The organism is Paenibacillus sp. AGC31 (assembly GCF_057334655.1).
Genome location: NZ_JBHFJH010000032.1, coordinates 153,971 through 168,493, shown reverse-complemented (window position 1 = coordinate 168,493; position 14,523 = coordinate 153,971). Strand labels below are relative to the sequence as shown.

11 protein-coding genes are annotated in these 14,523 nt (G+C 45.6%); 1 reads left to right on the top strand and 10 read right to left on the bottom strand.

The annotated features are described in order from the left end of the window. Nucleotides 1-46: 46 nt before the first annotated feature. On the bottom strand, nucleotides 47-2,794 hold the full coding sequence (locus tag ACE04G_RS20460) for a PAS domain-containing hybrid sensor histidine kinase/response regulator (protein WP_449004420.1): 2,748 nt from the start codon (nucleotides 2,792-2,794) through the stop codon (nucleotides 47-49). Nucleotides 2,795-3,004: 210 nt separating this feature from the next. Between ACE04G_RS20460 and ACE04G_RS20455 the strand changes: the two genes are divergently transcribed. Beyond that, nucleotides 3,005-3,829, top strand: a complete 825-nt coding sequence (locus tag ACE04G_RS20455) for a protein-glutamine gamma-glutamyltransferase (RefSeq protein WP_405132106.1) — start codon at nucleotides 3,005-3,007, stop codon at nucleotides 3,827-3,829. Between the two features lie 185 nt (nucleotides 3,830-4,014). Here the strand turns inward: ACE04G_RS20455 and infC are convergent, their stop codons facing one another. The 9 genes from infC to ACE04G_RS20410 all read right to left on the bottom strand — a co-directional run bounded on the left by infC (nucleotide 4,015) and on the right by ACE04G_RS20410 (nucleotide 14,352). After that, the gene (infC, locus tag ACE04G_RS20450; RefSeq protein ID WP_017688902.1) at nucleotides 4,015-4,506 is read right to left on the bottom strand and encodes a translation initiation factor IF-3; all 492 of its coding nucleotides are present in this window, start codon (nucleotides 4,504-4,506) and stop codon (nucleotides 4,015-4,017) included. A gap of 120 nt (nucleotides 4,507-4,626) precedes the next feature. Beyond that, on the bottom strand, nucleotides 4,627-5,559 hold the full coding sequence (locus ACE04G_RS20445; RefSeq protein WP_076217128.1) for a manganese-dependent inorganic pyrophosphatase: 933 nt from the start codon (nucleotides 5,557-5,559) through the stop codon (nucleotides 4,627-4,629). A gap of 444 nt (nucleotides 5,560-6,003) precedes the next feature. Further along, nucleotides 6,004-6,471 (bottom strand): metallophosphoesterase family protein, encoded by a 468-nt coding sequence (locus ACE04G_RS20440; protein WP_405132105.1) that lies wholly within the window; start codon nucleotides 6,469-6,471, stop codon nucleotides 6,004-6,006. Then, on the bottom strand, nucleotides 6,423-6,755 hold the full coding sequence (locus ACE04G_RS20435; RefSeq protein WP_405132104.1) for a metallophosphoesterase family protein: 333 nt from the start codon (nucleotides 6,753-6,755) through the stop codon (nucleotides 6,423-6,425). Before ACE04G_RS20435 ends, ACE04G_RS20440 begins: the two co-directional genes overlap by 49 nt. A 99-nt stretch (nucleotides 6,756-6,854) precedes the next feature. Beyond that, nucleotides 6,855-7,862 (bottom strand): LLM class flavin-dependent oxidoreductase, encoded by a 1,008-nt coding sequence (locus tag ACE04G_RS20430; RefSeq protein ID WP_405132103.1) that lies wholly within the window; start codon nucleotides 7,860-7,862, stop codon nucleotides 6,855-6,857. 235 nt (nucleotides 7,863-8,097) lie between these two features. Continuing rightward, nucleotides 8,098-10,035, bottom strand: coding sequence for an LTA synthase family protein (locus ACE04G_RS20425; protein ID WP_405132102.1), 1,938 nt, complete (start codon nucleotides 10,033-10,035; stop codon nucleotides 8,098-8,100). Nucleotides 10,036-10,150: 115 nt separating this feature from the next. After that, the gene (locus ACE04G_RS20420) at nucleotides 10,151-12,511 is read right to left on the bottom strand and encodes a putative PEP-binding protein (RefSeq protein ID WP_405132101.1); all 2,361 of its coding nucleotides are present in this window, start codon (nucleotides 12,509-12,511) and stop codon (nucleotides 10,151-10,153) included. 260 nt (nucleotides 12,512-12,771) lie between these two features. Beyond that, nucleotides 12,772-13,866: a fibronectin type III domain-containing protein gene (locus ACE04G_RS20415; RefSeq protein WP_449004419.1), complete on the bottom strand. Its 1,095-nt coding sequence runs from the start codon at nucleotides 13,864-13,866 to the stop codon at nucleotides 12,772-12,774. Nucleotides 13,867-14,034: 168 nt separating this feature from the next. Further along, nucleotides 14,035-14,352, bottom strand: coding sequence for a hypothetical protein (locus ACE04G_RS20410; protein ID WP_449004418.1), 318 nt, complete (start codon nucleotides 14,350-14,352; stop codon nucleotides 14,035-14,037). Nucleotides 14,353-14,523 lie beyond the last annotated feature (171 nt).

Below are 14,523 nucleotides of genomic sequence, written 5' to 3'. Positions count from 1 at the left end.
CAGAATAACCTGTACCTTGAATTTCAAGGCGCAGGTTATTCTTCCGTTACGTTACCCTTTGAGAGCGAATATATGGAACCCATGTATTCAGTACGCGGCTAATCTCCGTGGAATGAAACGGTTTGCTGATAAAGTCCTGCATCCCGCATTTCAGACACTCCTCACGGTCACCGGCGCCTGCAAAAGCTGTAATCGCTGCAATAACCGGTATGTCTGGGTGGCTCTTTCTGATGTGGCAGGTCGCTTCAATCCCATCCATAACTGGCATTTGAATATCCATAAACACCAGGTCATATTGAACCTTGTTCAAAGAATCGACGGCCTGTGCACCATTCTCAACGATATCACATACTCCGCCAAACTTGCGCAGCATCTCCTCCAACAGATGACTGTTGACCGTTTGATCCTCAGCAATCAAAATTTTGATGTCATGGGCAAGACTCGCTCGATCCAATTGCAGTTCATCATTCGCGGTGATTTTGATCGGATCATTACTTTCCTCTAACCACCGCTCCACTACGAGGGTGAACTGGAATTCTGCCCCCTCACCGATCTCACTCTGTACGCCAATCGCTCCGCCCATTAACTCAACCAGTTTTTTGCTGATCGCAAGGCCTAGACCTGTCCCGCCAAACTTGCGATTGATGGCCGGATCAAGCTGTGAGAAGGATTGGAACAATTGATGCTGCTTTTCTATTGGAATTCCGATCCCTGTATCTCTCACCTTAAAGGTCAACATCAGTTTATCCTGACCATGCTCATCTGAGAAATCAGCACCTACGCTCACCTCAATGCGGCCTTGCTCTGTGAATTTAACGGCATTACCCACCAGGTTAATCAAAATCTGCCGGATTCGTGTCTCATCCCCTCGAATGCGTTCAGGAATGTGATCCGACACTTCACAATAGAGTTCAATATTTTTCTCTGATGCCTTCAGTGCAAACAGCTCGATCACCCCGCCCAGCATCGCCTTAATATCTACAGGCGCGCGCTCAAGATCCATTTTGCCGGCTTCGATTTTGCTGAAATCCAAAATTTCGTTCAAAATGTACAAAAGGGATTCGCCACTATCAATCATAATTTCCGTAAAACCTTTCTGTTCATCATCCAGCTCGGTTTCCATTAACAGATGAGCCATGCCCATGATGCCGTTTAATGGCGTACGAAGCTCATGACTCATGATGGCGAGAAACTCGGACTTGGCTCGGTCTGCATGCTCTGCTGCTTCCTTGGCACGTATGATGTCCTTAACAGATGTCATATCACGGAAGACCAGAACTGCTCCGCGGGTTCTACCCTGATCCATAATCGGCTTCAATTGGAACTCCGCCAGAAAACTGGACCCATCCTGTCTCCAGAATACGGATTCGGTACGCGGCAGACCTCGTCCCTCACGAACAGCCTGTAGAATAGGTGTATCCCTGGATGGGTATGGGATGCCCTCGCTCTGCATTTGGATCATCATCTGTTCAAGGGGTTGGCCATTCATTTCACTTGGACAGAAGTTCATGATCTCCGCAGCGGCCGGATTGGCAAAGTTCAGATTCCCATCCAAGTCCAGTCCAATAACCCCCTCAGACATGCCATTCAAAATCAATGCCCGTTCATAACTAAGATTCTCGATCTCCTCGACGTAACGTTTGGACTCAGTAATGTCACTGGTAATCCCATAGACCCCGACAACTTTCTCCTCAAGTATAATAGGAACATTAATCACATTTGTTTCAATTCGCTGCCCATTTTTGTGAATTAGGCCTATCTCGTAACTCTGTGCATTGCCCTTCACCGTTTCCTCAAAATGGTATCGAGTCTTCTCCAGATCTACAGGATCAATGAGGTGATCAAAAGGTCGATTCAGCAGCTCCTCCTTGGCGTGTCCTGTCAACTGTTCCTGACCCATATTGGCTTTCAGCAGATTGCCTTCCAGATCAAGAGAAGCCACACCTAGGGGATTGCAGTCAAATAACGATCTGTACTCCTGCATGCTTAACTGTTGTTGCTGGCTGGCTGTGATATCCCGGGTTACGGCGACCATCTCCATCAATTCACCTGCATCGTCATATACATAGTGCGTAATCGTATCTGCCCATACCGTAGATCCATCCTTATGTAGCAGGCGATAATTGAGCCGTTTGGGAGCCAGACCCTTTCTCTGCTCTTCTACGTACGCTTCAACCAAAGGCACATCCTCCGGATAGATAACAAATGTTCCCGGCTTACCTATAACTTCTTCCAACTCATAGCCCAACATGCTTTTACATGCATTTGATACATATTTAAATGTACGACTAGAATCGGCATCATGTATTGCAATCAGGTCTAGTGAAGACTCCGCCAACAGCCGAGAGATGCGACTGCTCTCTTCCAATTGTTTACGTTGCACAATGAGGATCTGCTCTGCATCTTTTTGTTTCGTAATATCAGCAGCTTGTACCAGCAAATACAAGGGCTCACCATTCGTTTCATCCCTAACAATACAAGCTCTAATGGTTGCCCATAATAACAAACCGTCCTTTCGTTTCAGACGAACCTCCATCTCGTACATCGGACTTGTTTCATGGGTCATTTCCCAAAACTTGCTGCGGAATTCCTCCATGTGCAGATCTTCTTCGTAGATCATATGTATGACCGAAGTATCGATCAGTTCATCTTCACTGTATGCAAGCATCTCGCAAAATGCAGGATTAAGCTGCAACCACCGTCCATTTACATGCGATGCGACAGCAATGCCGATTGGTGCGTGCGTATACAATTGTTCAAACAGAGATCGGCTCTCTGTAATGGATTTCGACATTACATGTCCTCCTTTATGAGAATCTGAATGTATTCCGTATGAATAGATCGACCTGAACATAACTTCATCTATAGAGTACTACCCCAAATGCCATGATTGATAAACGAGATCGGACAAAATTGCTGCATGAATCGACATATACTACACAATACCCGTGCTCTCCCGATTATACAATGTTGAATATTCGAATAGGAACGGAGGTTATGGATCATGATCATTGTTGCTAATCAACCCGCCCAGCTGAACCGCTCGGAATGGTCTGATTTTGAATGGTATTGGTTACAGCAACTACAGGATCGTCCTACAAGGTATGTGTACCAATCCATGGATCATCTTCGTTTTGAGTGGGACTTGAGGGGCTCTCTCGTGGATGCAGCGGAAGGATTGGATCGAAGTGGTGTGAGTTTTGCATCCTTTGAAAAATCCAGATGTAATCCTGCCTACTGGAATCGTAATGCGGAAGGTGGGTTCGAACTAAGATCAAACGTGTCCCCCGCCGACGGTATCCGGGATATCTGGAGGAATGGACACTTATATGCCTTTGAATGTGCAACAGCTACCGTTATTGTGCTGTATGGTGGCGTGCTGGGAAGCATTCGTGAAGACGCTTTTAATTCCCTGTTTCGAAATCTGTTACTCTTTGACTGGCATTATGACAGTGACCTGCGATTAACCGAAAAAAACGGTAGCGAAACCGCCCTGCCAGGAGATGTGCTGTATTTCAAGAATCCGGATGTTTCTCCGGAAACTCCCGAGTGGCAGGGAGAGAATACGTTCATGCTGCGCGAGAACTGGTATTACGGACACGGCATTGGTATTGCACGCGGCGAAGATATTATACGTACCCTGAATCAGTTCCGCGTTCCAGGTAGTCGGGTCTCCGCCTACTTGATGGATATGGTGATCTATCCGGACTTCTTTTATTTATCCCGATTCGCCAAAAACAACCAGAATAATATGGCCGCTGGTTCTACGCCTGTATTACCCGGACAGTTATATGTACGACTTGGTGGCAGCCGTTATTTACGTAGCTGAACTACTGGAACAGAAACGGCTTTTACATTAAATTGCACGATACTTCAATCCAAGTGATGACAAACAAGCCCAATACAGCAGCAGTTAACCTGCCACCTCATTGGGCTTTCTTTACATTTAAAAGATCATTACGGTATCGACATTCGCCTTACCTTTGTGCTACATCGAGGATCGCTCCTGGCAGTTTAAGCAATCGGGTCCAGTTGCACAACAACCTGTTTACCACTTACCTGAACACCTGTCGTTTTGCTACCGAATTCAGCCAGCGATTTACTCAGTTGCTCAGCCCACTCCTTGCCTGCAACTCCTTCTTTGGCTCCATGCACCTGGATGACGAGTTTTACCGAATCACCCTTCTTCAGAATGCGCTCCGCTTGAGATTGCTTCGTATCCCGGTCATGATCCTCCATTGCAAGGTTCAAGCGAATTTCCTTTACTTTACGTTTATCGGGGGATTTACTCGCTTTTTTCTTCGCCTGCTGCGCTTCCGCTTTGGCCGCTCCAGCTCCAATCAGCTTGCACGGTGGCGGACTCGTCATCAAGGACAGGCACACCAGATCTACCTTATGCTGCTTTGCAAGTAGAAGTGCTTCCTGCGTGGACATCACACCCAGATCTTCACCATTCAGGCCGGTCAACTGCACTTCGGCTGCTTTGATCTTTTCATTTTTGATCATGATTTCTTCCTCCTCTACATCAAAAGCCTGTCCTGACCATTTACGGATCAGAGCAGGCTAGGATGGTGTTGCTACTATTTGTAATACATATCAGCGTACAAATACGCCAATCGGTTTGAGTTACAGCGTGTTGAATGCTTCCGTCAGAACCGGTACAATTTGTGATTTGCGTGATACTACGCCTTTCAAGATAGCTCTGCTATCAGACAGCGTCACATTGTAGGCTTTCTCCACTGCTTTAGTGGATGTACCATATGCCAGAGCTACGGAATCGTTGTTCAGAATGTCTGTTACGACAAATACAAACAGATCGAGACCTTTGCTGGAAATGATCGCTTCAATAGCTGCTTCAAGCTCAGGTTGCTTCACGAGAACATCATTCACGTCAACGGCATTAACCTGTGCAATTTCCACTTTGGATTGACCCATTACGAATTCTTTGGCATCCAGGGAAATCAGTTCAGCAATTGTTTTTTGGCTCAGATCCGCGCCGGCTTTCAGCATGTCCAGACCATATGTGTCTGCATCTACACCAGCAATGGCAGCCAGTTCACGTGCAGCGGCTACGTCCTGCTCTGTGCAAGTCGGGGATTTGAACAATAGGGAGTCGGAGATAATTGCAGACAGCATCAGGCCAGCAATCGGTGCACTCACTTCGATGCCATTTTCTTTGTACATTTTATTCAAAATGGTTGCGGTACAACCTACAGGCTCTGCACGGAAATACAGAGGTCCGCTTGTCTCAAAGTTAGCAATACGGTGATGGTCGATAACTTCAACAACAGTCACTTCCTCAATATCGCTTACACTTTGCTGACGCTCGTTGTGGTCAACCAGAATAACCTTGTTTACTTCATTTGCAGCTGTTTTAATCAGACGTGGTGCTGCAATTTTGAATTGATCCAGTGCAAACTGGGTTTCACCATTGACTTCGCCGAGGCGAACAGCTTCAACGTCCTGACCCAATTTTGTTTTGAGATCCGCATAGGCAATTGCCGAACAGATCGTATCCGTGTCGGGATTTTTGTGACCGAAGATTAACGCTTTTTCCATATTCATAGCCCTCCGTCAATTCTGATTTATATAAGTTTAACCAAAGAATGTTTACACTTGCCACTCCGATGACAGAATAACCTTCCGATCGCTGTTATCCCCAGATTTTTTGATTCCCTTTTTAAAGGGAAAATCAGGTGATAAAGGCGAACGCTCCGCTTCTCCAGCTTTTTTCTGTCCTCTCCGTTCTCGTGTAAAAAGTTTAGTTGAACTTATATAGAAAATAAATGTCATATTTTAATCATACCCTTACTGATTATAGCGCTAATAAGGCTTAATTCCAATCCCTTTACAGCGAATTAATTGCAAATCATTCTCAGGCAAGTCATTTTGAAAATAGCCAAACTTGGTCATACCCCTCAAGTCGATATGATATGTATCCTGTTTATTCCATCGTACAACCTTAAAAATTAGCATATGAAACTCTGATAAGCAACGAAAACATTAGATCTCAGGCTCTTCCGCGCTCTGCCCTTGCCGTACAAAAAGGGTCTGTAGACTCCCGTCTTCTCTAATCTCCAGCAGGTTCAATTGTGCTCCGTAGGCACAACCACCATCAATGCCAATTTTGTCTCCGCTCGGGTCAAACCAAATGCCTGTCTCATCATGCAAATGCTTCACGGGGGTGTGTCCAAATACGACCGTCTCTCTAATCGTCGTTGGTCTGGAATAGAATGATTCACGAATCCAGATGAAGTCCCGCTCGGACTGGCTTCTCCAATCCTCGATATCCGGGTTGATCCCGGCATGCACAAAAATATAACCCGGAATTTCGTACACCAGCGGAAGCTGTTCCAGAAAGCGTAGATGGTGTTCATAGTGTGTACGTATCCACTTTTTAGCTTCAGCATAAGCTTCCCAATCTATCTGTTGCTCATCAAAAGTAAGCTCCAGGTCCAGATAACTTGCCATCGTTTGTAATCCGCCATACGAATCCAGTGTTGATCATATTGCTCAACATCCTGGGTAAGCGCCTTGACCATCATGGCATCGTGATTACCTTTGATCACCATAATATGGTGCTGTTGTTGAAGCTGCATAATCTGTTCAATGACCTGTTTGCTGCTTGGACCACGATCCACATAATCACCGAGTAAAATTAATTCATCCTGCTGCGGATTATAATCTGCAAGCTTAAGCAGTGCATTAAATTCATCGTAACAGCCATGAATATCACTAATGACACATCTGCGCATGTGAATCTCTCCTCTCCCTGATCACGCAAGAGTATAACCGGAACCTTGCAAGAGCAAGATTCCAGTCTGTTTAGAGTAGTTATTCCCGCTTGCTCAGCATTAGTCCTGCTTGAGTCCAAAGGCTTCTGCAATCAAGCCGAATGAGCGCAGACGTGCTTCAAACGAATGGACTGCTGATGCAATAATGACTTCATCTGCTTCATGGCGTTCTGCCATTGCGGTAATTTTGTCTTTCACCTGATCCGGTGTACCCACGATGGAAAAAGAACGGCGCTGGCGGATCTGTTCCATCTCCATCGCTGTGAATGGATAGTTGTTCACCGTCTCCAGAGATGGGAATGAACTTTGTTCAAGACCTCGTCCAAGGCGTAAGAAGAAAAGTTCATTACTGCGCGCAAGTTCAGCAGCTTCTTCCTCTGTCTCCGCGCAGAATGCCGAGACAGCAATCATTGAATGTGGTTTGTCATTCAGGATGGACGGCTTGAAATGTCTGCGGTAATGTTTCATCGCTTCTTCGCCGCCTGGTGTTCCGAAGAATTGGGCAAACGCATACGACGTCCCTTGCGCTGCAGCAATTCTTGCACCTTCAGAGCTGGAACCCAGCAACCACACTTCTGGTACCGTGGGAACTGATGGTCCGGCTACCAGAGATGCAAACCGATGATCTTCGGGCAACTGCTCGTGGAAATATCCGCCCAGATCCGCGATCTGTTGGGGGAAGAAGTGTACATTCGAAGATTTCCCCTCATTCAGCGCTCTGCTGGCAATCGGCATGCCTCCTGGCGCTCTGCCAATCCCAAGGTCAATCCGTCCCGGATGAAGAGCTTCCAGCAGACGGAAATTCTCTGCAACCTTGTAGGCACTATAATGAGGTAGCATAACGCCACCGGAACCTACGCGAATTCGATCCGTATGGGCAGCCACATGTGCAATCATAACTTCAGGACTGGAGAATGACAGCGCACCACTACCGTGATGCTCCGACATCCAGAAACGGGAGTACCCCAATTGATCCGCATGTTGTGCGAGTTTGACGGTTTCCTGCAACGTATCCTGTACATTTCGTCCTTCGTTGATATGTCCATGTTCAAGTACACTCAGTTTCATTTATATTCAATCCTCTCGTCTGTTAGGTTCATAAGTACTTTGAATATGAGATCTGCGAATATTACGCGCTTTTGCTCACTTCATTCTTGCTCATTCCATTGTAACATTAATTATTACAGTTTCAAACTTTAGTTATTCTCTTTATTACCACACTTGTGCAAGAAACATGCAAAAAAACGTCACCAGCTTTTGAACTGGTGACGTTTTTGATCTGACCTGTTGCAGAAATTTTGATTTATGGTGCACGTTTTGGTAACAACTTCACATACTCGTCAGACAGTTTCATCAAGCTGAGCACATGTTCATAATCGGAACGATACGGTTCCAAATCCGTTACCGTCTCGTAAGTCTTCAGCGAATAGGCTGTTCCATCGTCAAAGCCCGCACCCGGGATAAACATAATGTCATCGTTGACAAATGAACCCGTCGGCAAGTAATACCGGATACCGAAGGCATTGTGGTCCATGTTGAGCAGATCATGTCCGAAGGCAGTAAACTTCTCATCTTGAAGGGAGACACCCATCAGGTTCATGATCGTTGGCAACATATCCAACTGACCGCCTGGCTGCTCAATCACTTGTCCTTTGGTCTGTTTCGGCGTATGAATCATTAACGGAATGTTGAATCGACTTACTTTACCGTCATAAGGGACGCCAAGATTCGCCTGGATTTGCTGTGTAATCTCTTCGTCAGCAGGCAGACCAAAGTGGTCCCCGTAGAGCACTAACGTTGTGTTATCCCATAATCCGTTCGCTTTCAACTCATCAATGAGCTGACCGACCGCGTAGTCCGTATAGTTGATCGCTTGCAGATAATCGTGAAGCAGTTTATTCGTGATGGTCGCAGGAATCGTGATCCGTGCACGATCAGCTGGAACCGTAAACGGCGAGTGACTTGAAGCCGTAATGAACTGAGCATAGAACGGCTGATTCGCAGCCTGATGCGCAGTCATTTTTTCCACACCTACACGATATAACTCTTCATCCGATGGTCCAAAGTCATTGAATCTGTCGTTCTCGAAGCTGGGCTTGTCGAAGTAACGAGTGAATCCGAGTGCCGGATACATTTTGTTCCGGTTCCAGAAGGTAACGTCATTCCCATGGAACGTCTCTGACTCATATCCCTTTTCCGCCAGTACCTTGGGTAGACTTGGAAGATCACGATCGCTATACCCGGCTGACATGGGAACAACGCCAGTTGGATAGATAGACGTGTTCGACATGAACTCCGCGTCTGATGTGTTTCCCTGTCCGATCTGTTGGAAGAAATGAGAGAAATAATAGCTTTCTTTGGCCAGATCATTCAGTACCGGTGTTAACTCCTGACCGTCTAATGAAGCATTAATCGGGAAATTCTGAAAGGACTCCAGTTGCAGTACAATCAGGTTACTACCTTTGGCCTGACCAAAATATTTGGCTTTCACGGCTGTACCATCACTTGGCTTATCCTGATACGGATACTGGCTAACCAGCTCATTGATCTTGGCAATCGTTTCGTTAATGTTACCATTCGCAATGGCCTCATTCTCTTTGCTCGTTAGAATGGCAGACGATACCTGATAGTTCAGGAAACCGAGATTCTCGGCTCGCACCAACTCATTATCAATTGTTTCACCTTTGACAATAAAACTGCCAGACAGCACGATGCAGAATGCGGCGGTAAGCGCGACGCCGAGCTTGCCCCAGTAACGTCTCCGGATTCTGCCAAACGTCAACCCGCTATCGTGATAACTGTTGCGGTTACGCCCGGCTGAACGTCTTCGCATAATTAGCCATATTGGCAACGCCAGGATAATGTCTACGAAAAACAAAAAGTGCGTTGGTCGTACAAGAGGCCCTATACTTCCCCGCACTTGAGCAACTTGCCCCAGTTCACTAAGCACAGTATAGGTGGGTACCGAACTGAAATGAACGTTATACAGCGTAGCCGCGAACAGCACCAGAGAAAACAGAACATTGAATCCTCCGTATACTGCTCGCTTCCAGCCTTTGGGCACGATCAGATCCAGCAGGCATACCACAGTTAGTGCGCCTAATGCGTCAGTTAACAGACCGATGCCGGACAGACCCTGGAAAAAGAAATACCGCAGCAGTGACAGCTTCAACAGCATAAGAATGAATAACACGGCGAATAAGGTCCGTGATGGAGTTCGTTCATTTTTGGAATTATACATGGTCGCCTTCAACCCTTACCCTGAAATTTTACGTTCATTTTACAAAACGCATATTTCAGTATAACAGTTTTCTGGTTGCTATTCCATGGAAGTTCCGTGTAAGACAGGGTGAGCGTTACGCAATTGTAGATATATCCGTGTTCTGCGTGTCCGCTCCCTCTCTCTGTCCCTTAATGGCTGCTTGTGCAGCAGCAATTCGTGCATAAGGGATCTGTTCAGGCAAACAGCTTACGTAATCCAGACCAATGCGGTGGCAGAACGTAATCGACTCCAGATCTACAATATTTTTTCCACAGATCCCTGTCTTCAGATGAGGTTTTCGAATTCGACCTTGGACTACAGCCATCTCCACCAGTTGTCCAACTCCCTCGATGTCCAGCACATGGAATGGATTATTCGTTACCGTACGAGAGTCCGTATCACGTTGAAGGAATCGCTTCTCGGCTTCTTGGCGACTATATCCAAATGTCATCTCTGTCAGCTCATCCGCGCCAAACGTGAAAAAGTCTGCCTGGCGAGCAATGTGAGTCGCCGTTAGCGCTGCTCTCGGAGCTTCGATCATCGCTCCCACTCTATAGAGACAATGCCGCTTCTCCTCACCAAGTACTTGGTCAGCCACATGATCCACCAGATCTCTCATAACCTGAAGTTCATGCACATGACCGATCTGCGGGATCATAATCTCGGGACGTACCCACCAGCCTTGCCGGATGCCTTTCACCGCTGCGCGGAATATCGCTTCCAGCTGCATATCAACGATTTCCGGGAACACTGTACTCAGCCGACAAGCCTGTTGCCCCAATGTCGGATTATGTTCATGCAATTCACAGACTCTGCGAATTACGCGCTCCAGCTCCTCCAGTTCAATCTGATGGTCTTTTTGCTCCTGCCACTCCTCTGCTTGTAACCACTCACGTCGTTTCTCCAACACTCCCAGATCCGGTAGTAGTTCATGTAACGGCAAATCGAGCAAACTTATCGTTACCGGGCATCCATCCATCGCTTCGAATATCTGTTCAAAATCAGACTGCTGCATCGGCAACAGACGCTCCAAACCACGCCTGCGTTCGGATTCACTGTCTGCCAGGATCATTTTTTGTACAAATGGGAACCGCGCAGGTGATAACAGCATGTTCTCTGTCCTGCACAGACCTAGCCCCTCTGCCCCCAGTAGCCGTGCTTTCAGGGCATCCTGTGGTCGATCAGCATTGGCCAGTACCTTCAGCTCTTTCACTTCATCAGCCCAATCGAGCAGTAGTTGCAGATCTGCTGATAAAGGTGGACCTGAGTTGTTATAAGCTGGACATTCATCATTAGCTAATGGCTGGATCTGTATGGGCAGATGTCCATTGCTCGCTTCGCTGTTAGAATCTGTGTAGTATTGCTCCAACACTTCCGTGATATGCCCAGGCTCTATGCGTAACAGTGCATCCTCTTTGGTGATAAGTCCTTCATGCACAAAATATACAGTACTCCTTAGTGTGGCTGTGGAGGATAATCGTGCGGGCTGGGTCTGCACAACATACAACGCGCCGGATTCAATCACAAAGGTGATTTCCTGCACTTCTCCATTACGCGTCTCCAACTGGTCTCCAATCTCCAGCAAACTTGTGTACAGCTCAGGTTCGTCATCTCTTAACCGCTCTAGACCTTGATCCGTTTGATGGTAGGTCCCGGTTATGACGTATTGTCCAGTAATTCCCCTCTCTCCTGTCAGTGGGTTACGTGTATATATTGTTCCGGTCCCGCTTGATTCTCCGCATGTTCCATGCATCATCGTCTGTATAAGAACAGGAGCGCTTTGCTCCGAAGAGATGTAATATGGTTTACGCACGATCTCGTCCTGAGATCTGGATGCTATAATACGCTGTGAATGATATACCGCACGTACTGCTTCTTTGAATTGAATTTGAACATCTTGAGGAAAAGGGTTACGCCCCTCCCCTTCAATTAAATATTTAAATTTGGTAATGCTTAATTCAAGTTCCGTTTCATCCCGACCCTTGACGTGACTCGATATTTCTGTGAAAGATTCAGACGGAATTGCATATACCAGCTGTCCATATTCCTTTAAGTAATCTAGATAACATTGGAGTGCATACAACCGATCACCGGTTTGACGTGCGAGTCCTTCCACAGTAACATCATTCAGACCAACATTGAGCAGTGTCGCAGTTGCTGAGGCTCGATCCTGGTCCTTACGTACCGCGAGTAGTAGCGGGTTCTCCGAGTGTCCGAAGAACTTCCCGGTTTGCTGTTCCAGATGCCGGATCGCGTTAATAATCTCTTTCTCTCCTTCATTGGAAAGATGTCCAAGACGGGTACAGAACTCGCGACAGCATTCCGTAGTGACTACAAATCCGGCCGGCACAGAATACCCTGCATGGATTAGCTCTGCAAGATCAGCCCCTTTACTGCCCATTAGCCCTTTCATCTCTGCCGTACCTTCTTCCAACAGAATTACCCGTTTTGTCATTACAGTTCTCCCATCCGCCGTTCATGGCTATGCTTGAAGACTTCAAACCCTGCGTTACAGATCAGCCTTCATTCTAATGGTATGTCGCAATCGTTCAGTCAAGGACATTCGCTTTTGCATTTTGTGCTCGTTATCCAGTTTTTTTGTAAACGCTACACTAAAATAAGATCAAACTAGCCTTTTTGGTAATTGTATTGGCTCATTTATCAAAATAAACAACAAAGAAGCCCCTTCAGCTAAGCTGGAGGAACTTCACATTTTTAGTATTCACTTACCTCAAACGTCAGTACCCGATCAAACAGGATATAATCCTTCCGACTCTTAAAAGGTCCTTTGTTGTTGTCGTGTTTATCTATCGCATACGATGCCTTGCCACTTCCAGCTTGCTTGGCTTCATACCAGTCGATGAAATCATTTACTTCTTTCATGCTTAGGTCGAATTCTTTCTCTAAGCCCGTTGTCATGGTAACGACGAAGATGGCACGGTTAGTGGAAGGTTCCTCTGGTTGTTCCGGAGTTGTAGGTTCTTCTGGTTCTGGTGTGGTTGGTTGCTCTGGTTCAGGATCAACCTGACCGTTGCTCTCAATAATTGCCGAGGCTTCATTTGAGTCAATACTTTCTCCAACAGGATTAACACCCGTCACTACGTAATAATAGGTGGTACCTGGAGTTACATCTAAATCTGTATAATTGGCCTTGGTTACACCAGTGGCCAATGTTGTATATGGCCCATTTGCCGTAGTGGATCTTTTAATCGTGTAACTGGTTGCTGTCGTTACTTCATTCCAGGTCAATCCAATGGATGATTCATCTGCAGATGCTGCGAGATCTAATGGATTAGCTGGAGGTGTCATATTATACAGCTGAAACTCGGATACACTGACTGTCCGTGTATTGGAATAATTAAACAAGTTAACTTTTGCTATTCCTTTGTACGTTGTAGGAAGATAAATTAATCTTCCATCAGCCTGATTTGCTTTTACTGTGTACCAATACGTCGGTAAAATTGCCTTTCCAGTGGAATCGAATAATCCAATTGAAACATCAAAATCTGCTTTTACACGGATAGCATTCGCTGTAACTGTTCCATTAAAGATTCCAACTGCATGATCAACCGCTGTAGATGGAGTGTTCCATTTTTCTATAATCGCGCTTGTAGCTTCATTATTATCTGTTAATGCATATGTAGATTTACTTCCCTTGCTTTCAGTATCGCTGAGTGTCATTAACATCTTATCCATGAGCCCTCCGCTATAATCTACCGCAGCATGTACCCCTGAATTAGGTGCGAAACTGATAGCAAAAATTAATGCTCCAATCAATAATCCGACTTTCTTAAACAATGTTGTTTTCACATGAATCCTCCTAAAGTGTTTATGTACAAACTCACTTTAGTGTACATAGGTTCATGTGTCTAAACATAAACTTGCTCATCTATAAAATTCAGCTAAATTCTTGAAATTTTATTTTTTTATTGGATATAAATCTTCCTAGCGCTCCTAAATTGTAAATTTATGAACTTCCTATTCCCATTCGCCTTTTTTAACGTAAGTTGCATCATAAGCAACAATTACATTCGTTTTATCTGTTACCTTTTGTAAATCATCGAACACAACTTCTTCTTCGCCGTAATCTACTAAACTCGAATCAACTTTCTCGAAGACCCCACAATCCTTCACATAAATTATATCTGGATGTTTAGAATCATATCGTAAGCTTTCAGGAAGATCTTCACCCAAAATTTCATGCGATTCGGCGACCGTAGTCGTTGATATTGCTGTAACAGGGGCCATTCCAATAACAGCTACTACTATAAGCGAGGCCCAGATTTTTTTCTTCATAGGATGTCTATTCTCCAGTTCATTTTTCCTATATTATACAGTAAATCAGATTAGTAGAATATTTTTTAATTTCTTCGAGTTTAATTTAATATTGAAACCAGCTAGTTTGTAGTTTTAACTCCCACACCTCACGCTTATAAACCTCAGTACATCCTCAGTCTTCTTACCATG

Excerpts from the sequence above, each read along its gene's own strand:
- ACE04G_RS20460 (WP_449004420.1), bottom strand. The coding sequence starts at position 2,794 with ATGTCGAAATCCATTACAGAGAGCCGATCTCTGTTTGAACAATTGTAT.
- ACE04G_RS20455 (WP_405132106.1), top strand. The coding sequence starts at position 3,005 with ATGATCATTGTTGCTAATCAACCCGCCCAGCTGAACCGCTCGGAATGG.
- infC (WP_017688902.1), bottom strand. The coding sequence starts at position 4,506 with ATGATCAAAAATGAAAAGATCAAAGCAGCCGAAGTGCAGTTGACCGGC.
- ACE04G_RS20445 (WP_076217128.1), bottom strand. The coding sequence starts at position 5,559 with ATGGAAAAAGCGTTAATCTTCGGTCACAAAAATCCCGACACGGATACG.
- ACE04G_RS20440 (WP_405132105.1), bottom strand. The coding sequence starts at position 6,471 with ATGGCAAGTTATCTGGACCTGGAGCTTACTTTTGATGAGCAACAGATA.
- ACE04G_RS20435 (WP_405132104.1), bottom strand. The coding sequence starts at position 6,755 with ATGCGCAGATGTGTCATTAGTGATATTCATGGCTGTTACGATGAATTT.
- ACE04G_RS20430 (WP_405132103.1), bottom strand. The coding sequence starts at position 7,862 with ATGAAACTGAGTGTACTTGAACATGGACATATCAACGAAGGACGAAAT.
- ACE04G_RS20425 (WP_405132102.1), bottom strand. The coding sequence starts at position 10,035 with ATGTATAATTCCAAAAATGAACGAACTCCATCACGGACCTTATTCGCC.
- ACE04G_RS20420 (WP_405132101.1), bottom strand. The coding sequence starts at position 12,511 with ATGACAAAACGGGTAATTCTGTTGGAAGAAGGTACGGCAGAGATGAAA.
- ACE04G_RS20410 (WP_449004418.1), bottom strand. The coding sequence starts at position 14,352 with ATGAAGAAAAAAATCTGGGCCTCGCTTATAGTAGTAGCTGTTATTGGA.